Below are 21249 nucleotides of genomic sequence, written 5' to 3' on the forward strand. Positions count from 1 at the left end.
GACGACAGAATCGATGTGGGCTGAGATCGCCGTCGAAATCACGGCATCGTCCGGGTCGCTGCTCGCAGGGGCTGGAGATACGGGCATGGATGCCACCTGCGTGCGATCGGCCGGTGCCTGATCCGGCGCTGCGTCGGGCGAGGCGTCCTGCGGCTCGATCGTCTCCTTGTTCCGCTCGATGCGGACCAGGGTCCCATCGGGGAGATCGGGTCGGGCAGGCGAGAGCACCGCCATACCCCGTGATACGTCGCCGATGATCTCGACATTGCGGCTACCGCGGATGCCGAGGCGCACGGGCACGCGCTCGAGGCGGCCGTTGTTCACGATCTGCGCGGCGCCGTTTGCCACCGCTTCCGCAGGCACTACGATCGCAGAGGGCTTCTCGCGGAAAATGATGTTGGCTTCGACCGACATGCCGATCCGCAGCGGCGTGTCGTTCGGCAGCAGCAGGTAGACGCGGAAGGTTTTGCGCTTGGGATCACCCTTCGGCGTGATCTGCGAAACGCTGGCACGCAGCACCCGTCCCGGAAAGGCATCGCTGCGCAGCAGGGCCTTCTGACCGACCGCGATATGGTTGATCTCCTCCTCGTTCACTTCGGCGACGACCTGCATCGGCAGCGGCGGGCCGACCCAGAACAGCACGTCGGTGGGGCCTGCGATCTCGCCGACCTCGCCGTCGCGCCGCAGCACCATGCCGTCGAGCGGAGCGCGCAGCACAAGCTGGTCGATTCTGACCTGCTGGGCGGCGATGCGCGTCTTGTACTCCTGCGCCTGGGTCCAGCGCTCCTCATATTCCTTCTGCGCCGCGTCGCTCTTGGTGCGGTCTTTCTCCGCGCGATCAAGGTCGCGTTGCGCCTGCTGAGAGGAGAGCTGCAATTCGTTCAGGGCGTTGCGTTCCTCGGCGTCATCCTGGCGGCCGAGAATCTGGCCAGCCTTTACCGTCTGCCCCTCGCAGCTACAGAGATCGACCAGCCGGCGCCGTTGCAGCGGCACCACTTTGGCCCAGCGCGCCGGCTCGACGGTTCCGGTCCCGTAGATGGCTTCAGAGACGGGCGCCAGCGTTGCGACGCTCGTCGTTACCGTCACCGCGTGAAGATAATGGGTATAGGCGTAGTAGCCGCCGCCCGCCGCTATGGCGAGGACTGCGATTCCCAAGATGCGCAAGATCCTCATCGCGATCCCCTCCGCTTCTAGAAGCCCAATTTCTTGCGCACGCCTGACGGCACTTCCTTCAGGAAGCTGTCGATGTCGGAGATTTGGGCCGACGGTTGCGAACTGGGGCTGGGCGCCGGCGCAACTGGTGCCGCAGTGGTGATCGGTGGGGCGGATGCCGGCGCAGCGAAGGCGGGTGTCGTTCGCGATCCACTGGTCGCAGGCCCTGCCGGGGGCAGCTTGCCGGTCGCCACCGCGTGCCACCGGCTGGCCTCGGTTCTCGCCAGATTGATCTCCGCAGAGGTCATTCGGCTTTCAAGCACACTCATCAACTGGCGGGCGCCGTCGCGGAACTCATCCACCCGCGACGCGCCGCTGACGATATAGGCCCACTTGTAGGATTCGATATTGTTCCGCTCGACACCGCGGCCGATGGCATAAAGGCCCGCGAGAATCAGCATCGCGTGCGAATGGCCCTGGTCGGCGGCGCGGCCAAACCAGCGGAACGCTTCCTTGTCGGAGCGCGGAACGCCAACCCCGGCCGAATAAAGCGCGCCGACATAGAACTCCGCCTCGTCATCGCCCGACTGCGCCGCCCGTAGATAGCGGCTTGCCATGTCCTGATCCGACGCCGGATCGGCGATCGCGCCAGGCGCATGCGTCAGAAGAACGGCGCTGCAAAGGATCGCCAGAAGAGCCCGCTTCATGAAAATTCTCTAAGGTTTCGGCGCTTGAAAATGCCGGCGCCAGACGCCGACATCACCGCGTCGGCCACCTCTCAAAATCTAAGTCGATTATACCTGCGGCGAGGTTCAGCCTTCAAGCATCGGGAATCGGCAGCGTGATTTGGCGCACGCTGCCGACGATTCCGCCGGTTCCCGATCGAACCTTCTTCAGGCTCCGTTCATGAGTGTCCGCGAAGCGCGCTTTCGCGAAATCGCCGCAGTCATTCCGCGATTAGCGCGTGCACCGAAAACATGCCGTTGGCATCGGTCCAGGATTCCCGGACCTTCCAGCCCGAGCCGCGGGCGAGTGCCGCGAAGCGGTCGATCGAGTATTTGTAGCTGTTCTCGGTGTGGATGCTCTCTCCGGGACGGAACGAGAAGCTCGTGCCCAGCATGCGCACGGCTTGCTGCCTCTTGCTGATCAGATGCATCTCGATGCGATGCCGCTCGCGATTGTAGATTGCGCGATGGGTGAAGGCGGAGAGATCGAAGTTGCTGCCGAGCTCGCGATTCATGCGGACCAGCACGTTGAGATTGAAGCGGGCGGTGACGCCGGCGGCGTCATTATAGGCGTCGTAGAGCACGCGCTCGTCTTTTTCGAGGTCAGCGCCGACGATCATCTGCGCGCGCTCGCCCAGTATGTCGCGTGCGCTGCGCAGGAAGCGGCAGGCTTCATGCGGCTCGAAATTGCCGATCGTCGAGCCGGGGAAGAAGCCAACCTTCGGCAGGCCCGCAATCTGCGCAGGCAGCGCGAAGGGCGCGGTGAAATCCGCCGCCACCGGATGGACCGCGAGATCGGGAAAATCCCTGCCCAGCCGTTCGGCCTGGCCGTGCAGGAAATCGCCGGAAATATCGACCGGCACGTAGGCGGCGAACGCGCATCTCTCGAGCAACAAGCGGACCTTGGTGGTCGAGCCGGCGCCGAATTCGACCAGCGCCGCGCGCTGCGGGATGATGGATGCGATCTCGCTGCCGCGGTCGCGCAGGATGCCGAGTTCCGTGCGGGTCGGATAATATTCCGGCAGCCGCGTGATCGCCTCGAACAGCTCCGAGCCGGTCGCGTCGTAGAAGTATTTCGGCGACAGGCGCTTGGGATGTTGCGACAGATCGTCCACGGCGTCGCGGGCGAAAGCGGACGTCTGCTCGTCGGGAAGATGCGCGTTGGCCAAAGCGGGGGCGTGCACATTCATGATACTCTCCTGAACGCGCTTTCCGGCGCGCTTTTGATCCGTATGTGAGCAGGCCCCGGTTTCCACCCGACCGGATCATGCCCTGGGAAAAGTCAGGCGGCGTAGTCGGCTAGACGTAGTCCCGTGAATTGCCACCGGTGGTGGGGATAGAAGAAGTTGCGATAGGTGATACGGCTGTGGCCTTCCGGGGTTGCAAGCGAGGAGCCGCGCAACACCAGCTGGTTGACCATGAACTTGCCGTTATATTCGCCGAGGGCGCCCTCGACAGCGCGGTAGCCGGGATAGGGCGCATACGCGCTACGCGTCCATTGCCATACGATGCCGAAGGCATCGTTGAGCTCGCCCGCGCGGGCGGCGACTTCCCACTCCATCTCGGTCGGCAGATGCTTGCCCGCCCAGCGTGCGAACGCATCGGCCTCGTAATAGCTCACATGGCAGACCGGCGCGTCCGGATCGACCGGCCTCAAGCCGCCAAGCGTCAGCACATGCCACTTGCCGTCGACCTCACGCCAGTGCCCGGGCGCCTGCCAGCCCTCATTGGTTGCGGTCGCAAAGCCGTCCATCAGCCAGAGCGTCGCGGTCGCGTAACCGCCGTCCTTCATGAAGGCGAGCCATTCGGCATTGGTGACAAGATTGCGGCTGAGCTTGACCGGACCCACCAGAGCGCGGTGCGCCGGCTTTTCATTGTCGAAATGGAAGCTGTCGTCGCCGTGCCCCACGGTGTGGATGCCTTCGTTGAGCGTCACCCAGCGGTCGCCGTTGCGCTTCGAGGCGGGGAAGCGCCAGTCCGCATCGTAGGCCGGCGAAATCGGGTTTTGCGCAAAGGCATGCAGGATGTCGGTCAACATCAATTCCTGATGCTGCTGCTCGTGGTTCAGCCCGACCTCGACCAGCGGCGCGAGCTTTTGCAGCGTGACCTCGCCGGCCGCCTGAAAGAATTTCACCACGGCCGCATCGACATGGCGGCGATAGGCGGCGACGTCCTTGACGCTGGGCCGCGTTAGCATGCCACGGGCGTTGCGGGCGTGCCGCGGGCCGGCGCTGACGTAGTAGGAATTGAACAGGAAGGCATAATCGGGGTGGAAGGGCGTATAGCCTTCGCAATGCTCGCCGAGCAGAAACTGCTCGAAGAACCAGGTGGTATGCGCGCGATGCCACTTTGCGGGGCTCGCGTCCGGCATCGACTGCACGACCTCATCTTCCGGGCTCAGCGGCGCGGCGCGGCGTTCGGTCTCGCCGCGGACGGCCAGATACGTTTCCACGAGATCCTGAGCGAGGCTGCCGGAATCCGAGAAAAGTGACGGGGCGGGGGCGGCAAGCGGGGCAGCAGTCGCTGATTTCGTCACTGGCATCTCCGATCGGAGCAGAGAACGTTGGGCCTGCCAACTGGTTCCTAACAGGCAGCCCGACCTAGATAGGGGGTCTCTTTCGGGAAAAAAGCCTCCCAAGTGATGATATTGATGTCATCAGCCAATGGATAAGCACCCCCGGCAAGGTCAGCGCCTGCGGGCGGCGCATATCAAATATCGGCCATTTTGCTTTGGATGAACAACGGTTTGCGCTACATATAGGGGAAGTATCGGGTTAGATGGGTGGCCTTGAAAGGCCGCCCGGGAATGGCAGGACCGAACCGGATCGGAAAAGGCCCTGCTGCAAAAGGAAGCGAAGATGAGCATCGAGCAATTTATCGACAACGAAGTGAAGTCGAACGACGTGGTGCTGTTCATGAAGGGTACGCCGCAGTTTCCCCAGTGCGGTTTCTCCGGACAGGTGGTGCAGATCCTCGATCACATCGGTGTCGGCTACAAAGGCCTGAACGTTCTGGAATCGGCGGAGCTGCGCAACGGCATCAAGGCCTATTCGAACTGGCCGACCATTCCGCAGCTGTACGTCAAGGGCGAGTTTGTCGGTGGTTGCGACATCGTCCGCGAGATGTTCCAGGCCGGCGAATTGCAGCAGCTCTTTGCCGACAAAGGCATCCCGGTCGACGCAGCGGTGTAGGACATTGGCCGCGCGCCAGATCGGCACCGCGCGGCTCGAAGTCATTGTTGCTGACATCACCACGCTCAGCGTTGACGCCATCGTGAACGCGGCGAACACGTCGCTTTTGGGCGGCGGCGGTGTCGATGGCGCGATTCATCGCGCGGCTGGCCCCGAGCTCCTTTCCGAGTGCCGCACGCTGGGCGGCTGGGAGACCGGCGACGCCAAGATCACGCGCGGATACCGGCTGCCGGCCAAGTATGTGATCCATGCGGTGGGGCCGGTATGGAGCGGCGGCGGGAGCGGCGAGGATGAACTGCTGTCGTCCTGCTATCGCCGCGCCGTCGCGCTCTGCCAGGTTCATCATCTTGGCTCGATTGCTTTCCCGGCGATTTCGACCGGCGTTTATGGCTTTCCCCCCGACCGTGCCGCCCGCATCGCGGTCACGACCGTGGTAGAAGCGCTTGCGGCGGCGCCGACGCTCGGCCGCGTGATATTCTGTTGCTTTTCGCAGGACAGCGCCAAGCTTCATGAAGCGGCCATGACGCAGCTTTGAGAGGCCTTGTGCCCGTGGCGACCGCCGCTAAACTCCGGCCAGGACAAATTTTCGGGAGGGGAAATGACGCAATTTCAGGAGTTGCGATTGTTGGCCTGTGGGCTGTTCCTGACTGCGGCAATCGCGTTGCCGGCCCGTGCCGAGGGCACCTTCGATATTCCGGCGGGCGCGCATTTCAATCCGCAGAAGCTTGCGAAGGTTGGTGACTACCTGCGCGAGGAGGTCACCGGCGGCAAGATTCCCGGCGCGGTGCTCTTGATCCAGCAGCATGGCAAGCCGGTCTATCACGAGTTCATCGGCGTGCGCGACGTCGCAACCAAGGAGCCGATGACCGACGACACCATCTTCCGCCTGTTCTCGATGACCAAGCCGCTCACGAGCGTGGTGGCCATGCAGCTCATCGACCAAGGCAAGATGTCGCTTGATGATCCCGTCTCCAAATTCATCCCGTCCTTTGCCAATGTGAAACTCGGTCTTGAGAAGGACGACGGCGGAAAGAAGACGCTCGATCTGGTGGCGCCGAACCGGCCGCCGACGGTTCGCGACCTGATGACCCAGACCTCCGGCATCACCTATGGCTTCTATGGCGACAGCCTGGTTCGCAAGGCCTATGCCGCCGCCAACATCTATGCCGGCGACTATGACAATGCCGAGTTTGCCGAGCGCATCGCCAGGCTGCCGCTGCAGAACGAGCCGGGCGCGCTCTGGCAATACGGCCATTCGACCGACATCCTCGGACGCATCATGGAAGTCGTGAGCGGCAAGTCGCTGCTGGCGGTCGAGAAGGAGAAACTGCTCGATCCGCTGGACATGAAGGACACCACCTTTTACGTCACCGACCCTGCCAGGAAGCATCTGATCGCAAAGCCGATGCCGAACGACGCCGACTTCCGGGTCGGCTACGTGAGCTACGCCGACGTCCCCATGAAGTGGGAATCCGGCGGCGGCGGCATGGTCACCACCATGGCGGATTTCGCACGCTTCGCCCGGATGATCCTCAATGGCGGCAAGTTCGGTGGCAAGCGCTATCTCAGCGACAAGGCATTCAAGGACATGACGACCGATCACGTCGGTCCCGGCGCCAATGTCGGTCGCGATTACCTTTATTTTCCAGGCGACGGCTTCGGTTATGGACTTGGCTTTGGCGTGCGCACCGATGCCGGCATTGCCAGGCCGCCGCCGCCAGGCGATATCGGGGAATTGAAGTGGGACGGCGCCAGCGGCTGCTATTTCGTGATCGACCGCAAGCAGGACATGTTCTTCGTGCTGTTGGAAGAGACCCCCTCGGAGCGTCAGAAGATCCAGCCGATGGTGAAGAAGCTGATCTATGAGGCCCTGGAGAACTGACCGCACGGCGTTGCGGCTCGCCGTCGCGCTTCTGATCGGCCTCGTCGTCGCGGCGCCGCCGGCGCGTGGCGATCCGCGGCCGGCGATCGAAACCGGCTTTTCCGCGGACGGGCTGAAAGGCGTCAGCGATTATTTCGAGAACGAGGTTTCGTCGGACCGCATTCCCGGCGCCGTGGTGCTGATCCAGCAGCACGGCGAGCCGGTCTATTTCAAAACCTTCGGGCAGCGCGATGCGGCCGCGCACGCGCCGATGACGAAGGACGCGATCTTCCGCCTGTACTCGATGTCGAAGCCGATCACCGCGGTGGCCGCCATGATGCTGGTCGACGACGGCAAAATCGCGCTCCACGATCCGCTTTCGAAGTACATCCCGTCCTTTGCCGATGTGAAGGTGGGCGTCGAGCAGAAGGACGCGAGCGGCAAGGCTGAACTCACCCTCGAGCCGTTGCAGCGGCCGATCACGATCGAGGATCTGCTCCGTCACACCTCCGGCATCACCTATGGTTTCTACGGCGACGGCGTGGTGCGCAGGCTCTATAGAAGCTCGGGCCTGTTCGACGGCGATTTCGACAACGCGCAATTTGCCGCGCGGCTCGCCAAATTGCCGCTGGCCGAGCAGCCGGAGGCGCAGTGGGACTACGGTCATTCGAGCGATGTGCTCGGTCGCGTAATCGAGGTGGTCTCGGAACGGCCGCTCTTTCAGTTCGAGAAGCAGCGGCTGCTCGATCCCTTAGGGATGAAGGACACCGGCTTTTTCGTACCCGAGGCGAAGCGCGGGCGCGTTGCCGCGTTCCGTCCGAACGGCGGGTTCAAGCGTCCGATCGCGGGTCTCGACGATCCCATCCAGCAGCGGCGCTGGGAATCCGGCGGCGCCGGCATGGACGGCACCGCGCGCGATTATGCGCGCTTTGCGGAGATGCTCCTGGAGGGTGGCGCGCTTGACGGCAGGCGCTACCTGAAGCCCCAGACGGTGGCTTTGATGACCTCCGACCGCATCGGACCGGAGACCGGGATTCGGCGTGACGGGTTCTATTTCCCGCACCGCGACAGCGGTTTCGGCCTCGGGTTTGCGGTGCGGACGGTCGCAACGAGGCTGCTGCCGGCCGGCGAATATGGCTGGGACGGCGTCGGCGGCACGTTCTTCTTCATCGATCCCAGGGACGACATGTTTGCGATCGTGATGATGCAATCGCCGTCACAGCGCGGGCGGATTCAGACCGAGGTGAAGAAGCTGATCTACGAGGCGCTTCGAAAGTGATCATGTGCTAAGCCGCCCGTACGATCTCCCGCACGTGGCCGATCATCTCCTCGATCATCGCTGCAGTGACATCGAGATGCGTGCAGGCGCGGATGCGTCCGTCCATCATCGCGAGCAGCACGCCCCGCTTGTTGAGCGCAGCCACCATCTTGTCACCAGGGACGCCGGCGCCGTCCGGCTTGAAGAACACGAGATTGGTCTCGGGCTCCTGTACCTCGATGCCCGGAATCTGCGACAGCCCGCGGGCAAGCGCGCGCGCATTGGCGTGATCCTCGGCGAGGCGATCGACGTGACGGTCGAGCGCATAGACGCAGGCGGCCGCGCAGATGCCGGCCTGGCGCATCGACCCGCCGAGCCGCTGCTTCCAGCGCCAGACCTCGTCAATCAAGGCGCGGCTTCCCGCGATGGCGCCGCCGATCGGCGCACCGAGCCCCTTGGAGAAATCAATCCAGGCCGAATCCCAGCCCGCGGCCATGTCGCGCGCCGAAATGCCGGTCGCAACCGTTGCATTGAGGAGGCGCGCACCGTCCATATGGGTCGCCATCCCCGCCGACTTCGCGATCGAGACGACCTCGTCGAGCGCCTTCTTCTTCCAGATTGTGCCGCCGCCGATATTGGCGGTCTGCTCGACGCTGACCAGCACCTGCGGCGGCTGGTAACGCGTGCGCGGGTGCAGCGCCTTGCGCAAGGTGTCCGGCGAAAATTGCCCGTCGTTGCCAGGAAGCGGCATGATCTGGAAGCCGCCAAGCGCCGCATGCGCGCCGCCCTCGCGTGCAATGATGTGGGCGGTTTCGTGCGCCAGGATTTCGTCGCCTGGCCGGCAATGCACCAGCGTCGCCGCCACGTTGCACATCGTGCCCGACGGCATGAACACGGCGGCCTCCTTGCCCAGCAGATCGGCGACGCGTTCGCAGAGCAGGTTCACGCTCGGATCATCGCCGATCTGCTCGTCGCCGACCTCCGCCCGCGCCATTGCCTCCCGCATCGCCGGTGTCGGTTTCGTCTGGGTGTCAGACAAAAGATTGATGCGGACCGGCGGCGCCTTGGGATCGCGAGGGGGAGGGGTGTAGTGCATGGGCTGCCTCTTATCGTTGCTCGTCATTGCCGGGCTTGCCCCGGCAATCCATCATCTAAGAATGACTCTTTTGATGATGGATGCGCGGGTCAAGCCCGCGCATGACGATCGTTGGCCATTGGTATAGCGAAACAAAAAGGCCCCGGCAAAGCCGGGGCCTTCGAAAATCGTCGGGAAGCAAACCCGATCAGCGCGAATAGAATTCGACGATCAAGTGCGGCTCCATCTGCACGGCGAACGGAACGTCGGAGAGGCCGGGAACGCGCGCGAATTTTGCGGTCATCTTGGAGTGATCGACCTCGAGATAATCGGGCACGTCGCGCTCGGGAAGCTGGGCTGCCTCCAGCACATGGGCGAGCTGCTTGGAGGATTCCTTCACCTCGATGCTGTCGCCGACCTTGAGCTGATAGCTGCCGATGTTGACCTTGCGGCCGTTCACCTTGACATGGCCGTGATTGATGAACTGGCGTGCCGCGAACATGGTGGGGACGAACTTGGCGCGGAATACCACGCTGTCGAGACGACGCTCCAAAAGGCCAATCAGGTTCTCGCCGGTGTCGCCCTTCATGCGGACGGCCTCGACATAGATCCCGTGGAACTGGCGCTCGCTGATATTGGCGTAATAGCCCTTCAGCTTCTGCTTGGCGCGGAGCTGCACGCCAAAGTCGGAAAGCTTGCCCTTGCGGCGCTGGCCGTGCTGGCCGGGGCCGTATTCGCGGCGGTTGACGGGGCTCTTCGGGCGTCCCCAGATATTCTGGCCCAGGCGTCGATCAATCTTGTACTTCGCCTCATTGCGCTTGGTCATCGCGTCCTCTTCAGGTCTAAAGGTTGAGGAAACGCGCCCTCCTGTGCGTCCGGACGGGCCGGACCGCCGACAGATCCAGCCCCCAAAGCTTGAAGGGATGGACCACGGGTCGCGAAACGCATCGCGGGCCAAAAGCGGCCCGCGAGCAGGGCGGTTTCTAGGCAGAAAGCCCCGGATTGTCAACGAAAAGGCCCAACTGGGTTTGCAATGGCGTCAGGGCGCCGACTGCCCGGCACGCTGGCCGTCTCGGTAAGAAATCCCAATATTCCTAACGGCTTATACGCTCTTTTTCGATGGCGTTATGAGCGGGCAACGGCCGGCCATCAGCGTGGCTAGCGCTTGATCCCCTGGAATGCCGCCGCAATCCCGCGCTGAAACAGCGACCAGTCGAAGCCGAGCGCGAGCGCCAGATAGCCGCGATCGATCATCGCATTCGCTTGGTCGGCTGTGCGGGCCACGCCGCCGATCGGCACGCCGCTCTTCAAGATGCCTTCCTCGGCGCGCCGCATCAGTGCCTGCACCTCGGGATCGTCGACCTGTCCGCGCTTGTTGATGGAGGTCGCGAGATCGCCGGGACCGATCACCGCAACGTCGATGCCCGGGGTTGCCATGATCTCGTCGATACGCTCGACGGCATCCGCGTGCTCGATGGTGATCATGCAGATCATGTCGTCATCGGCGGTCGCCATATAGTCCGGCATCGAGAGGCCCCAGCGGAACGGGGCGTGGAAAGGCCCCCAGAAGCGGTCGCCCTTCGGCGGGTAGCGCAGGCTGCGCACCGCCTTCTCGGCATCGGTGCGGCTGCAGATCATCGGAAAATTGATACCGAGCGCGCCGATATCCATCGGCGCTTTGGCAAGCCACGGCTCGTTGGCTGCGATCCGCGCCAGCGGCACGCAGGGTGTGCCGGCCGTAGCCGTGATCATCGCATGCGCCGAGGTTAGATCGATCGGACCGTGCTCAAGATCGACGATGATCCAGTCGATCCCGCATCGCGCCATGATCTGCACGGTCTGAATGCTCGGAATGGTCGCGATTGCGCCGAAGGTCGGGCGTCCCTCCCGCCACTCCTTGCGCAGGCGGTTCAGCGGCATGGGCGCGGCTACAGTCATTCCAGGCTCCGTTCGATGAGGGGCTGGACGTTAACAGTGCGACGTCTCGCGGCAAATGGCTATGCCGGCACGCGGCCGCCGAAGAACGGCATCAGCGTCCGGCTCAGCCGATGCGGCTTGTTCGAGGTGAAGATCATCTCGGCGCCGCTGGCATCGCCGTCGCCGCGAGAGGGGCCAAGCAGATCCGAAACCCGCCTTGCGATCGCCGGCGCCGGATCGATCCAGTCGACCGGCCAGGGCGCGAGCCGCACAAAGCAATCCAGCAGCAGCGGAAAATGCGTGCAGGCGAGCACGACGGTGTCGGTGCGCGATTTGTCGTTCTCAGCGGCGCCGACAAAACAGGGCGCAAGCTCGGCCAGGATGTCACGGTCGCTCACCTCATTGCCGCTCAGAGCGCTTTCGGCGAGCGAGGCAAGCTCCGGCGAGCCCACCAGCGTCACCTCGCATCCTTGCGCGAAATCGCGGATCAGCGCCTTGGTATATTCGCGCTGCACCGTGCCTCTGGTGCCGAGCACCGAGACTCGCCGGGTCTTCGACCGCGCGCAGGCCGGCTTGATCGCGGGAACGGTGCCGACGAAAGGAGTTTTATAGGCCGCGCGCAAGTGGGACATCACGAGCGTGGAGGCGGTGTTGCAGGCGATCACGATGAGGTCGGGCGCATAGCGATCGATCAATTCGCCGATCAAGGGCACCACGCGCGCGATGATTTCATCCTCGCCGTGGTGGCCATAGGGAAAGAACGCGTCGTCGGCGACGTAGACGAAGTGCGCCTCGGGCCGTGCGGCGACGATTTCGCGCAACACGGTCATGCCGCCAAGACCGGAATCAAACACCAGGATGATTGGAGATTTGGTCACGCCGCGATCCTAGCCGAATGAAGGTTATCATTCAGTTTTTTCGACGTCTGTGGCGTTTATCGGGTTCGATCTTGCAGGTGAGCAAGCGATTTCGAATGATTTTACCCTGCCGGCATCGACTTCTCGATCAGGCGCACCCAATACGATGCGCCGTGGCCTAGAACGTTGTCGTTGAAGCGGTAGGCCGGGTGATGGCATTCATTGCCATCGCCCATCCCCAGGAAAACGAACGCGCCGGGGCGGGCCTCCAGCATGAAGGCAAAGTCCTCGCCGCCCATCAGTGGCAGGACGCGGTCATTCACGTGGTCGGAGCCGACGACATCGCGAGCCACTTCGGCCGCCACCTCCGCCTGCTGCGCGTGATTCATCGTCACAGGATACATGCGGGTATATTTCGTCTCCGCCGATCCACCGTAAGCTCGGGCGATGCTGTCGGCGATCTCGCCGATCCTGCGCTCGAGGAGATCGCGCACGGCAGGATCCAGCGCGCGCACAGTGCCTTTCAGTTCCGCGGTCTCGGGAATGATGTTGAAGGCAGTGCCGGTGTGAAACATGGTGATCGAGACCACTGCCGACTTCAGCGGGTCGACATTGCGCGCAACGATCGACTGCAAGGCGGTGACGATCTGCGCTCCGATCAGGACGGTGTCGACGGCCTTGTGCGGACTAAGCCCGCCGTGGCCGCCCTTGCCGGTGACCTTGATCTCCACGCTGTCGGCCGCCGCGAGCATCGCTCCGGAGTTGATGGCGAAATGGCCTTCGGGGATGCCCGGCATGTTGTGCAGGCCATAGACCTCCTGAACGCCCCAGCGGGTCATGAGCCCGTCGTCGACCATGGCCTTGCCGCCGGCGCCCCCTTCTTCGGCCGGCTGGAAGATGACTACCGCGGTGCCGTCGAAATTGCGTGTCTCGGCGAGATATTTCGCAGCACCCAGCAGCATGGCGGTGTGGCCGTCATGGCCGCAGGCATGCATCAGGCCCGGCGTCTTGGATGCGTAGGGCACGCCCGAGGTCTCCTCGATCGGCAGCGCGTCCATGTCCGCCCGCAGACCGATGGTCCGGCCAGAAGTGTTCTTGCGGCCGTGGATCACGCCGACCACGCCGGTGCGTCCAATACCCGTCACGACCTCGTCGCATCCGAATTCGCGCAGCTTGTCGGCGACGATGCCGGCGGTGCGATGCACCTCGTAGAGCAATTCCGGGTGCTCATGGAAATCATGCCGCCAGGCGGCCATGTCATCTGCGAGGGCGGCAATGCGGTTGACGATGGGCATGTGTCGATCCGTATCCTTGAAACCGGTCAATTCTAAAGGCGTTCCAGCGTAGCTTGCTCCGCCACGTCGAGAAAAGTCTAGTCTGTTCTGGGGCGTTACGCCTCGCCGAACACGCGCTTGAAGATCGTGTCGACGTGCTTGAAGTGATAGCCGAGGTCGAATTGCTCGTCGATCTCGGCATCAGAGAGGTATTTCTTCACCTCAGGGTCCTTTTTGAGCAGCGTGCGGAAGTCGCCTTCGCCGCGCCAGACCGGCATCGCATTGCGCTGCACCAACTTGTAGGAATCCTCGCGGCTCGCGCCCTTCTGCGTCAGCGCGATCAGAATCCGCTGTGAATGGATGAGGCCGCCGAGCCGGTCGAGGTTCTTCTGCATGTTGGCGGGATAGACCAGGAGCTTGTCGACGAGCCCTGCCAGGCGGTTGAGCGCGAAGTCGAGGGTCACGGTAGCGTCCGGCCCGATCATGCGCTCGGCCGAGGAGTGCGAGATATCGCGCTCGTGCCAGAGCGCGACGTTCTCCAGCGCCGGCGTGACGTAGGCCCGAACCATGCGCGACAGGCCGGTGAGGTTTTCCGACAGCACCGGGTTGCGCTTGTGCGGCATGGCGGAGGATCCCTTTTGGCCCTCCGAGAAGAACTCCTCCGCCTCCAGCACTTCGGTCCGCTGCAGGTGCCGGATTTCGGTCGCGAGCCGCTCCACGGAGGCGGCGATGACGCCAAGCGTGGCAAAATACATCGCGTGGCGGTCGCGCGGGATAACCTGGGTCGACACCGGCTCGGGCGTCAGGCCCATCGCCTTGGCGACATGCTCTTCGACGCGCGGATCGATCTGCGCGAAGGTGCCGACCGCGCCCGAGATGGCGCAGGTCGCGACCTCCTTGCGCGCGAGCTTCAGCCGCTCGCGGGCGCGGGTGAACTCGGCATAGGCATAGGCAAGCTTCAGCCCGAACGTGACGGGCTCGGCGTGGATGCCGTGCGAGCGGCCGACGGTTGGTGTCATCTTGTGCTCGAACGCCCGCTTCTTCAGCGCTGCCAGCACGCGATCGATGTCCTCGATCAGGATGTCGGCCGCGCGCGTAAGCTGGACATTGAGGCAGGTATCGAGCACGTCGGACGAGGTCATGCCCTGGTGCACGAAGCGTGCCTCGGGGCCGACGATCTCGGCGAGATGGGTGAGGAAGGCGATGACGTCGTGCTTGGTCTCGCGCTCGATTTCGTCGATGCGTGCGACGTCGAAGGTGGCGTTCTTGCCCTTGGCCCAGATCGTCCTGGCGGCCTCCTTCGGGATCACGCCGAGTTCGGCGAGGGCATCCGCCGCATGCGCCTCGATCTCGAACCAGATCTTGAAGCGCGTCTGCGCCTCCCAGATCGCGGCCATTTCCGGGCGGGTGTAGCGGGGGATCATTGAAAGCTCCGAACCAAGTGGGGCCAGCATCGGGGGACGACTCCAGCCAAATGTTTTTTACGCCGCGCTTTAGCAGATCAGCCTTCGGGAGGCCACCTGAAAGGGCTTTGGCGGTGGAAAACGACGGGGCCGGAATCGGCAATTCAGGCAGGGAGTTACAGATTGGCCAGGCCGCATGCGACGGCCAGCCGGACAAGCTGGGCGTCGGTGTTGAGGCCGGTCTTGGCCTTGACCAGATAGTGATAGTTCTGGACCGTCTTGGGGCTGAGATTGAGGTTAGCGGCGATCTCTTCCGTGGTCGAGCCGGCCGCAAGCTGCCTCAGGATTTCGACCTCCCGTTCCCCCAAACGGTCGATGAGCGATTGCGACGGGTCCAGGCTTTCCTCTGCAAGGATATGGGCGACATCATCACTCATCGCGCGCTCGCCGCGCGCGACCGAGCGGATTGCACGGACGAGCGTGGCGGGCTCGCTGCTCTTCGTCACATAACCGCTCGCGCCGGCGTTGAACGCGGCCTTTATCAGTGCCGCCTCGCTATGCATGCTGAAGACGAGAATGCGGGCGTGGCGGTTTCTCGCGCGGATATTCCGTATCGCCTCCAGGCCGCTTGCGCCCTTCATCGAAATATCCATCACGACGACGTCGGGCGCGTGCGCTTTGAAGGCGCCATAGGCGCTGGTGGCGCTATCGGCCTCGGCGATGACGCGAAAGTCGCTCTGGTTTTCTAGCACACGCCGGTAACCCTGGCGCACGACGGGATGATCGTCCACCAGGAGGATGGAGATGGTGTGCGTCTCGGCCGTCATGCCGCGATCGGGATGGTGGCCGCGACGCTGAGTCCGCGCCTCGCCCCTGCGATTGAGAGCGTCCCACCCAGCGCGGCCAGTCGCTCGCGCATTCCGGTCAGGCCGAAACCCGTCGACTTCGCCACGCTCGCCGCGTCGCCGCCGCCATCATCCTCGACGCAGATCAGGAGCGCGTCTTCCTCGCCCGAGCGCCGTTCTATCCGCAGCGAGATTTCGCGCGCCGCGCTGTGGCGGAGCGCGTTGGTCAGGCATTCCTGGGCAACGCGGTAGGCGGTGGCAGCGACCGGGCCCCGCACGTCGGCAAAGTCGCCCTGCATGTCGAGCTGCACCGTCGGCCGCGCCGGATGCTGCGACCGCCAGCTTTCGACGAGATTGACGACGCCCGCCTCGAGCCCCAATTCCTCGGCGGCCGGATTGCGCAAGCGCTTCAGCGTATCGCGCACGCTGGCCATGATCCGCAGCGTTGCCTGCGAGATCATCCTGGCGTCCTGCGCGATGCCGTTCTTGTCCTGATCTGCGGCGCTCGCCGTCTCGATGGTATTGGCGAAGGCGAGGATCGAGGTGAGGTTCTGGCCGAATTCGTCGTGCAGCTCGCGGGCAAGTGCGCGTCTTTCGTCGTCGCGGATTTCGAGGAGCCGCTGGGTGAGGGCAGCGCGTTGTTCCGTCGCCTGCGCGAGTTGCTCGCCGAGTTCGCCGACCGCTCGGGCAATCATCGCAAGCTCCATCGAGCGGAAGGGCGGCAGCGGCGTGCGGTATTGACCTCGCGCCATGCGTTGCAGCGCGACAACGATGGACCTGGCGGGCGCCAGCGTCTGCGCAACCGCCAACGAGGCGAGGAGGGCGATCGCGACTGCCATCAACAGCGCGATTCCGATATTATCCAGAATGTGCCCCCAGGCGAGCCAGATCGCGGCATCCGGGTCGGCGATGGCGGTCACCGTTCCCGCGCTCGTGGTGCGCGAGCTGATCGAGCGGGTCACGGCGGCGTGGTCGCCGAGCAGCCCATGTACGATCGTGGCGAACCAGGCCGGCGCCGGCTTGCCGATCCCCTTGCTCTGGCCACAGAGTGGCCTCTCGAATTCGGTCTTGGGCAGCAGTTGGACGCACACGCCGGGCGAAATCAGCTTCATCGTTCCGAACGTGCGCCACTCGGGAACCGGCAGAAGCTGAGGAGCCGTCCTGCTCCTGTGCAACAGCAGTTCCCGCCAATAGAGCGCTTCCATCGCCTGGGAGACGCGCTGGGCGGAGGCCGCCGTCGCCCGATCGACACTGCGATAAGCATCGTAGGTGGCCCAGAGCGTCGCCGCTCCCAGACATAACAGAACGACGGCAAGCAGGCGGGCGATGAGCTGAAGCATGAGGCGCATGCGGTCACCTCCAGGGCGTTTGGGCGAGCCTAACAACACCGAGTTCCCATGCCAACCGCAAGCTTGGCTTCGCGCGGTGATCGGGAAAATTTCCCAACCAGGTTTGGGCATATCTCTTTGGACGGTACGCCGCGCCTCTGCTTAACTGCGTCGGCAGACGGTTTTCGGAGGCTCGCGCTGGCGCGAGTTGAAGCGGCATGAGTGTGATCAGCAACGCGCAGGTCCATCTGTCGGGTAGAGACGCCCCCGAGCGAGGGCCGCTCTTGCTCTGGATGATCTTCACCGGGCTTTCCATCTTCGCCGCCATGCTGCTCTGGTACTATGGCTTCATCCACCTGATGGTCGCCTCCGACCGCACTTACATTTCGAGCCTGATCGCCGTCCTCTACATCGTCACCTGCGGTCACTGTTTCTGGCGGACGCGGGCGATCGCACGCGAGGCCGAGGCCGGACGCCGCTGCCTTACCGTCCTGTCGGCGCCCGACCGCAAAGGCGCTGACGTCCGACGCCCGCGCCCTGCCGGCGGGAATGGTGACCGATCACATCCGGAGCCTCGTCACGAAGGCGGCCATGCAAGGCGCAGGGCGCATCGACCAGACCCTGCTCCTGCGCTCGCTGGCCGATCGCTTGCGAGGCTCCAACGGCTTCGGCGCCTTCGTCTCGGATACGTTGATGAAGCTCGGCCTGCTCGGGACGATCATCGGCTTCATCATCATGCTGGCGCCGATTGCGGGCCTGGATGCCGCCGACAAGGTCGCGATGAAATCCTCGATGGGTCTGATGAGCGGCGGTATGGCGGTCGCAATGTACACGACGCTGGCGGGCCTTGTCGGCTCGATCCTTGTTCGCATCCAATACTACATGCTCGATGCCGCGACCCAGCGCGTGTTCTCCGATGCCGTCGTGCTGACCGAGACGCGGGTCACGCCCGCGCTGGAGCGGGAGCGGCATCATGATGGATGACTTCACGCTCTATCCACGCGAGGAGCCGTTCGATCCGTTCAGTGTGATGCTGTTCAAGGCGCTGCAGGTGGTCGCCTTCCTGTTCTTCATTGCGCTGCTGACGATTTCGCCCGACACCAAGGAGGGCAAGATCGATTCCAAGGCCGAGTTCATCATCACCATGGATTGGCCCGACAATCATCCCGATGACCTCGATCTCTTCGTCCAGGACCCGCTCGGTAATATCGCCTGGTATCGGCATCGCGAAGCCGGCTTCCTCACCCTCGATCGCGATGATCGCGGCGGCGCCAACGATTTCATCCTCGTCAATGGCAGAAAAATCCCGTCGCCGATCCGCGAGGAGATCGTCACCGTGCGCGGCATCGTCGCCGGCGAATACACCGTAAACGTCTCGCACTTCCAGGCGGTCACGGGGCTGCCCGTGGAGGCAACCGTGAAGGTGCAGAAGCTCAATCCGACCGCGCAGGTCATCTTCGATGACAAGGTGATCGTCAATCATACCGGCGACGAGAAGACCGCGGTGCGGTTCAGGGTCGACGCCGCGGGCAAGGTGATCGACGTGTTCCGTCGGCCAAAATCGCTTCTGGAGACGTTCCGCAATGTGCGCGCCAATGGCGCGGACATCGATCCCAAAACCCGCGTTCGGGTGTTGCGCTGATGAACAGCCTGCAATCAGTCATTGTCACGCTCTCGATCAGCTATGCGCTGATCGGCGCACTGCTGCTCCTGATCCTCGTCTATGCGCGGTTGCCTTGGCCGGCCAAGGCTATCGCCGTCGTCGTCACCAGTGCGTTTTATATCGTCAGTTTCATTGGCTCTCGCAATTTGCTGGGCTGGGCCAGCGTTGACAAGCTGCCGGCCCGCTTCAAGCTGCTGCAGGCGCGGATCGTGGACCCGCTTACAGTTGAGGGCGATCCGGGCTCGGTCTATCTCTGGGTCGAGGCCTTGGACGACGACAATCGCCCGAGCGGCGTTCCCAGAGCTTACCGCCTGCCATACAGCGATTCCCTCGCCGACAAGACCCACACGGCCCAGAATGCAATTGCCGCCGGGCACCCCCAGGGCGGCCGCGCCGCCGACTTTGGCACGGGCGAAGGCGGAGTGATCGACGCGGCTCGGGAATATATTCTCCCCAAGACTATCATCCAGACGTCGGGTGGTGATCCCTCGACCGGCGAGTTCAAAGCCGACGTGCGGGGCGGTGACGGCATCTCGTTCACGCCGCTGCTGCCGCCGCGCATGCCGCCCAAGGACGAGCAACAATAACTCCACCCTGCGCAGAGGTGGAGACTGGCCTGCGCCGGTGCGCGCTTGATTTCCCTCTCATTCCTCAGCCATGTAAGGCTTGGCTTGAACAGTGGAGGAACGGCGTGCTGCTGGCGCTCTTCTCCGATATCCACGCCAACCGGCATGCTTTTGCCGCTTGCCTCGAGGCGGCGCGCATTCGCGGCGCAGAGCGGCTGATCCTGCTTGGCGACTTCGTCGGTTACGGCGGCGATCCCGAATGGACCGTCGATACCGCGATGGGCCTTGTCGAGGCCGGTGCGATCGCCATCCGCGGCAACCATGACGAGGCGATCGGAACGCCGAGCGAGACCATGAATGCGGTGGCGCAGACCGCGATCGAATGGACCCGCGGGCGCCTCAGCACCGGCCAGCGCCGCTTCCTGGCCGAGCTGCCGCTTAGCATCGAGGAGGAGGACCGCCTCTATGTTCATTCGGAAGCATCCAACCCCAAGCGCTGGCGCTATGTGCAGTCGGCGCTGGACGCTGCGCGCAGCATGATGTCGACGCCGGCACAAATCACCTTCTGCGGCCACATCCACCAGCCCGCGCTCTATTCGCTGTCGGCCAGCGCCAGGATGACGGCCTTTGTGCCGAGGGAGGGCATTCCCGTGCAGCTTCTCAAAGACCGGCAGTGGCTCGTGGTCGCGGGCTCTGTCGGCCAGCCGCGCGATCACAATCCGGACGCCTGCTTCCTCACCTTCGACACAGGGTCGCGGGACGTGACCTATTTGCGCGTGGCCTACGATGTCGAGGCCGCCGCCAGTCGCATCCGCGACAACGGCCTGCCGGCCTTCCTCGCCGATCGCCTGTCGCGGGGACGGTGAGCCGCCAAATTTCGATGCCGCCGCCGGCTCCGCAGCTAGATCGCCTCGCCCCGCGCCCCTGCCGCGGCGTAGCGGATGGCGGCGATGTTCTTCGTGTAGGCTTCCATCGTGCCGCCCTTGAACACGGCCGAGCCGGCGACAAACGCGTTGGCGCCGGCGGCGCCCAATTGGCCCGCGACGTCGGGAGCGACACCGCCGTCGACCTCGATGTCGATCGGCCGGCCCGCAGTCATCGCGCGCAGATCGGAGATCTTGCCGAGCGCGGAGGGAATGAAGGCCTGGCCGCCGAAGCCGGGATTGACCGACATCACCAGCACGAGATCGATCATATCGATCACATATTCGATCGCCGAGATCGGCGTGCCCGGATTGATCGAGACGCCGGCCTTCTTGCCGAGCGCCCTGATCGCCTGCAGCGAACGATGCAGGTGCGGCCCCGCCTCGACATGCACGGTGATGTGGTCACAGCCGGCCTTTGCGAACGCTTCCAGATAGGGATCGCAGGGCGAGATCATCAGATGCGCATCGAAGATCTTCTTCGTATGCGGGCGCAGCGCCTTGATGACGTCGGGGCCGTAGGAGATGTTGGGCACGAAATGGCCGTCCATCACGTCGAGATGGATCCAGTCGGCTCCGGCGGCATCGACGGCGCGGACTTCATCGCCGAGCCTGGAAAAATCCGACGCCAGGATCGAGGGCGCGATGACGAGAGGGCGGGACGCTAGCGACATAGGCGGCTTCCGAAGGCAGAACCAGCGCTCCGCCTAACATGCGTGGGGCACATGGGCAATGCGGCGGCCTTGTGCCGGCTGGTCTTGGGCCTGTTACTTGCCACGCTTGGCTGCCTTGCGCTTGGCCGTTTTCGGCTTCGCGGCGACGGCGCGGTCGGCGACAGCGGCAAGTCCGCGCTCGACCCATTTCTTCAGGCTTTGCTCGGTCCGGTAACCCTCCGGTCTGACGCGAAGGAACCCGGTCATCCGGCGTGCGCCGATATCCGCGGGCTCGACATGGGCTTCGCCGAGGAACCTGTCGCGCGATGCCGGATCGACGCGCACCAGGAGCCCGCCCTTGCCGCTGGCGGAGCAGAATAGGCCCTTCGCGTTCATGAAGGTCAGCCCGCCCATCATTGTCCGTTCGGTGATGCCGCGCCGGCCGGCCATCAGTCTACGGATGCGTTCGGCGAGCTCTTCGTCATAGGCCATCGGCACGGTTCCTGAATCTGGACACCCGGATCATCTTCGGGCGGCGCGAAAGATCAATGGGGCAGC

The 21249-nt window shown here is 63.9% G+C and carries 21 protein-coding genes and 1 pseudogene; 8 read left to right on the forward strand and 14 right to left on the reverse strand.

From position 1 onward, the window contains the following. The 4 genes from VKR55_RS30605 to egtB form a co-directional block, all read right to left on the reverse strand. Window positions 1-1155: efflux RND transporter periplasmic adaptor subunit (locus tag VKR55_RS30605; RefSeq protein ID WP_324409132.1), on the reverse strand; the 1155-nt coding region annotated here is incomplete at its 3' end. 35 nt (window positions 1156-1190) lie between these two features. Next, window positions 1191-1859 carry a tetratricopeptide repeat protein gene (locus VKR55_RS30610; RefSeq protein ID WP_324409133.1) on the reverse strand — a complete coding sequence of 223 codons (669 nt, stop codon included), beginning with the start codon at window positions 1857-1859 and terminating at the stop codon, window positions 1191-1193. Window positions 1860-2098: 239 nt separating this feature from the next. Then, window positions 2099-3067 (reverse strand): L-histidine N(alpha)-methyltransferase, encoded by a 969-nt coding sequence (gene egtD / locus VKR55_RS30615; RefSeq protein ID WP_324409134.1) that lies wholly within the window; start codon window positions 3065-3067, stop codon window positions 2099-2101. A gap of 92 nt (window positions 3068-3159) precedes the next feature. Then, window positions 3160-4419: an ergothioneine biosynthesis protein EgtB gene (egtB, locus tag VKR55_RS30620; protein WP_414642501.1), complete on the reverse strand. Its 1260-nt coding sequence runs from the start codon at window positions 4417-4419 to the stop codon at window positions 3160-3162. A 316-nt stretch (window positions 4420-4735) separates the two neighbouring features. On the opposite strand from egtB, the gene grxD reads away from it, so the two are divergent. From grxD to VKR55_RS30640, 4 genes are all read left to right on the forward strand, one after another. Beyond that, window positions 4736-5068 carry a Grx4 family monothiol glutaredoxin gene (gene grxD / locus VKR55_RS30625; RefSeq protein ID WP_324409136.1) on the forward strand — a complete coding sequence of 111 codons (333 nt, stop codon included), beginning with the start codon at window positions 4736-4738 and terminating at the stop codon, window positions 5066-5068. A gap of 4 nt (window positions 5069-5072) precedes the next feature. Further along, a complete protein-coding gene (locus tag VKR55_RS30630; protein WP_324409137.1) occupies window positions 5073-5603 on the forward strand; it encodes an O-acetyl-ADP-ribose deacetylase in 531 nt (176 codons plus the stop codon). 63 nt (window positions 5604-5666) lie between these two features. Beyond that, a complete protein-coding gene (locus tag VKR55_RS30635; RefSeq protein ID WP_324409138.1) occupies window positions 5667-6950 on the forward strand; it encodes a serine hydrolase domain-containing protein in 1284 nt (427 codons plus the stop codon). After that, on the forward strand, window positions 6931-8208 hold the full coding sequence (locus tag VKR55_RS30640; RefSeq protein WP_324409139.1) for a serine hydrolase domain-containing protein: 1278 nt from the start codon (window positions 6931-6933) through the stop codon (window positions 8206-8208). Before VKR55_RS30635 ends, VKR55_RS30640 begins: the two co-directional genes overlap by 20 nt. Before the next feature lie 7 nt (window positions 8209-8215). On the opposite strand, the gene VKR55_RS30645 is transcribed toward VKR55_RS30640, so the two are convergent. From VKR55_RS30645 to VKR55_RS30680, 8 genes are all read right to left on the reverse strand, one after another. After that, entirely contained in the window at window positions 8216-9283 is a 1068-nt protein-coding gene (locus VKR55_RS30645; protein WP_324409140.1) for a threonine aldolase family protein, read from the reverse strand. Window positions 9284-9470: 187 nt separating this feature from the next. After that, the gene (gene rpsD, locus VKR55_RS30650) at window positions 9471-10088 is read right to left on the reverse strand and encodes a 30S ribosomal protein S4 (RefSeq protein WP_324409141.1); all 618 of its coding nucleotides are present in this window, start codon (window positions 10086-10088) and stop codon (window positions 9471-9473) included. A 332-nt stretch (window positions 10089-10420) separates the two neighbouring features. Further along, window positions 10421-11200, reverse strand: coding sequence for an HpcH/HpaI aldolase family protein (locus VKR55_RS30655; protein ID WP_324409142.1), 780 nt, complete (start codon window positions 11198-11200; stop codon window positions 10421-10423). Window positions 11201-11259: 59 nt separating this feature from the next. After that, a complete protein-coding gene (gene murI / locus VKR55_RS30660) occupies window positions 11260-12057 on the reverse strand; it encodes a glutamate racemase (RefSeq protein ID WP_324409143.1) in 798 nt (265 codons plus the stop codon). A 101-nt stretch (window positions 12058-12158) separates the two neighbouring features. Next, window positions 12159-13331, reverse strand: coding sequence for a M20 aminoacylase family protein (locus VKR55_RS30665; RefSeq protein WP_324409144.1), 1173 nt, complete (start codon window positions 13329-13331; stop codon window positions 12159-12161). A gap of 95 nt (window positions 13332-13426) precedes the next feature. Continuing rightward, window positions 13427-14734: an adenylosuccinate lyase gene (gene purB / locus VKR55_RS30670; RefSeq protein ID WP_324409145.1), complete on the reverse strand. Its 1308-nt coding sequence runs from the start codon at window positions 14732-14734 to the stop codon at window positions 13427-13429. Window positions 14735-14889: 155 nt separating this feature from the next. Then, a complete protein-coding gene (locus tag VKR55_RS30675) occupies window positions 14890-15540 on the reverse strand; it encodes a response regulator transcription factor (protein WP_324409146.1) in 651 nt (216 codons plus the stop codon). After that, window positions 15537-16907 carry a sensor histidine kinase gene (locus tag VKR55_RS30680; protein ID WP_324409147.1) on the reverse strand — a complete coding sequence of 457 codons (1371 nt, stop codon included), beginning with the start codon at window positions 16905-16907 and terminating at the stop codon, window positions 15537-15539. The genes VKR55_RS30675 and VKR55_RS30680 overlap by 4 nt, the downstream gene beginning before the upstream one ends. A 197-nt stretch (window positions 16908-17104) precedes the next feature. On the opposite strand from VKR55_RS30680, the pseudogene VKR55_RS30685 reads away from it, so the two are divergent. The 4 genes and pseudogenes from VKR55_RS30685 (at window position 17105) to VKR55_RS30700 (ending at window position 19981) form a co-directional block, all read left to right on the forward strand. Further along, window positions 17105-17870: pseudogene (locus tag VKR55_RS30685) on the forward strand (MotA/TolQ/ExbB proton channel family protein). Beyond that, window positions 17860-18528: a hypothetical protein gene (locus tag VKR55_RS30690; RefSeq protein ID WP_324409148.1), complete on the forward strand. Its 669-nt coding sequence runs from the start codon at window positions 17860-17862 to the stop codon at window positions 18526-18528. The pseudogene VKR55_RS30685 and the gene VKR55_RS30690 overlap by 11 nt, the downstream one beginning before the upstream one ends. Beyond that, window positions 18528-19136, forward strand: coding sequence for a hypothetical protein (locus tag VKR55_RS30695; protein ID WP_324409149.1), 609 nt, complete (start codon window positions 18528-18530; stop codon window positions 19134-19136). Before VKR55_RS30690 ends, VKR55_RS30695 begins: the two co-directional genes overlap by 1 nt. Window positions 19137-19240: 104 nt before the next feature. Then, window positions 19241-19981, forward strand: coding sequence for a metallophosphoesterase family protein (locus VKR55_RS30700; RefSeq protein WP_324409150.1), 741 nt, complete (start codon window positions 19241-19243; stop codon window positions 19979-19981). A 35-nt stretch (window positions 19982-20016) separates the two neighbouring features. Here VKR55_RS30700 and rpe read toward each other — a convergent pair whose 3' ends face one another. Together rpe and VKR55_RS30710 are read right to left on the reverse strand one after the other, a co-directional pair. Next, window positions 20017-20712 (reverse strand): ribulose-phosphate 3-epimerase, encoded by a 696-nt coding sequence (gene rpe, locus VKR55_RS30705; RefSeq protein WP_324409151.1) that lies wholly within the window; start codon window positions 20710-20712, stop codon window positions 20017-20019. Window positions 20713-20805: 93 nt separating this feature from the next. Further along, the gene (locus VKR55_RS30710) at window positions 20806-21183 is read right to left on the reverse strand and encodes a TfoX/Sxy family protein (protein ID WP_324409152.1); all 378 of its coding nucleotides are present in this window, start codon (window positions 21181-21183) and stop codon (window positions 20806-20808) included. Window positions 21184-21249 lie beyond the last annotated feature (66 nt).

The organism is Bradyrhizobium sp. (assembly GCF_035309285.1).
Lineage (GTDB): Bacteria > Pseudomonadota > Alphaproteobacteria > Rhizobiales > Xanthobacteraceae > Bradyrhizobium.

Excerpts from the sequence above, each read along its gene's own strand:
- VKR55_RS30610 (WP_324409133.1), bottom strand. The coding sequence starts at position 1,859 with ATGAAGCGGGCTCTTCTGGCGATCCTTTGCAGCGCCGTTCTTCTGACG.
- egtD (WP_324409134.1), bottom strand. The coding sequence starts at position 3,067 with ATGAATGTGCACGCCCCCGCTTTGGCCAACGCGCATCTTCCCGACGAG.
- egtB (WP_414642501.1), bottom strand. The coding sequence starts at position 4,419 with ATGCCAGTGACGAAATCAGCGACTGCTGCCCCGCTTGCCGCCCCCGCC.
- grxD (WP_324409136.1), top strand. The coding sequence starts at position 4,736 with ATGAGCATCGAGCAATTTATCGACAACGAAGTGAAGTCGAACGACGTG.
- VKR55_RS30635 (WP_324409138.1), top strand. The coding sequence starts at position 5,667 with ATGACGCAATTTCAGGAGTTGCGATTGTTGGCCTGTGGGCTGTTCCTG.
- VKR55_RS30640 (WP_324409139.1), top strand. The coding sequence starts at position 6,931 with ATGAGGCCCTGGAGAACTGACCGCACGGCGTTGCGGCTCGCCGTCGCG.
- VKR55_RS30645 (WP_324409140.1), bottom strand. The coding sequence starts at position 9,283 with ATGCACTACACCCCTCCCCCTCGCGATCCCAAGGCGCCGCCGGTCCGC.
- rpsD (WP_324409141.1), bottom strand. The coding sequence starts at position 10,088 with ATGACCAAGCGCAATGAGGCGAAGTACAAGATTGATCGACGCCTGGGC.
- VKR55_RS30655 (WP_324409142.1), bottom strand. The coding sequence starts at position 11,200 with ATGACTGTAGCCGCGCCCATGCCGCTGAACCGCCTGCGCAAGGAGTGG.
- VKR55_RS30665 (WP_324409144.1), bottom strand. The coding sequence starts at position 13,331 with ATGCCCATCGTCAACCGCATTGCCGCCCTCGCAGATGACATGGCCGCC.
- purB (WP_324409145.1), bottom strand. The coding sequence starts at position 14,734 with ATGATCCCCCGCTACACCCGCCCGGAAATGGCCGCGATCTGGGAGGCG.
- VKR55_RS30675 (WP_324409146.1), bottom strand. The coding sequence starts at position 15,540 with ATGACGGCCGAGACGCACACCATCTCCATCCTCCTGGTGGACGATCAT.
- VKR55_RS30680 (WP_324409147.1), bottom strand. The coding sequence starts at position 16,907 with ATGCGCCTCATGCTTCAGCTCATCGCCCGCCTGCTTGCCGTCGTTCTG.
- VKR55_RS30690 (WP_324409148.1), top strand. The coding sequence starts at position 17,860 with ATGATGGATGACTTCACGCTCTATCCACGCGAGGAGCCGTTCGATCCG.
- VKR55_RS30695 (WP_324409149.1), top strand. The coding sequence starts at position 18,528 with ATGAACAGCCTGCAATCAGTCATTGTCACGCTCTCGATCAGCTATGCG.
- rpe (WP_324409151.1), bottom strand. The coding sequence starts at position 20,712 with ATGTCGCTAGCGTCCCGCCCTCTCGTCATCGCGCCCTCGATCCTGGCG.
- VKR55_RS30710 (WP_324409152.1), bottom strand. The coding sequence starts at position 21,183 with ATGGCCTATGACGAAGAGCTCGCCGAACGCATCCGTAGACTGATGGCC.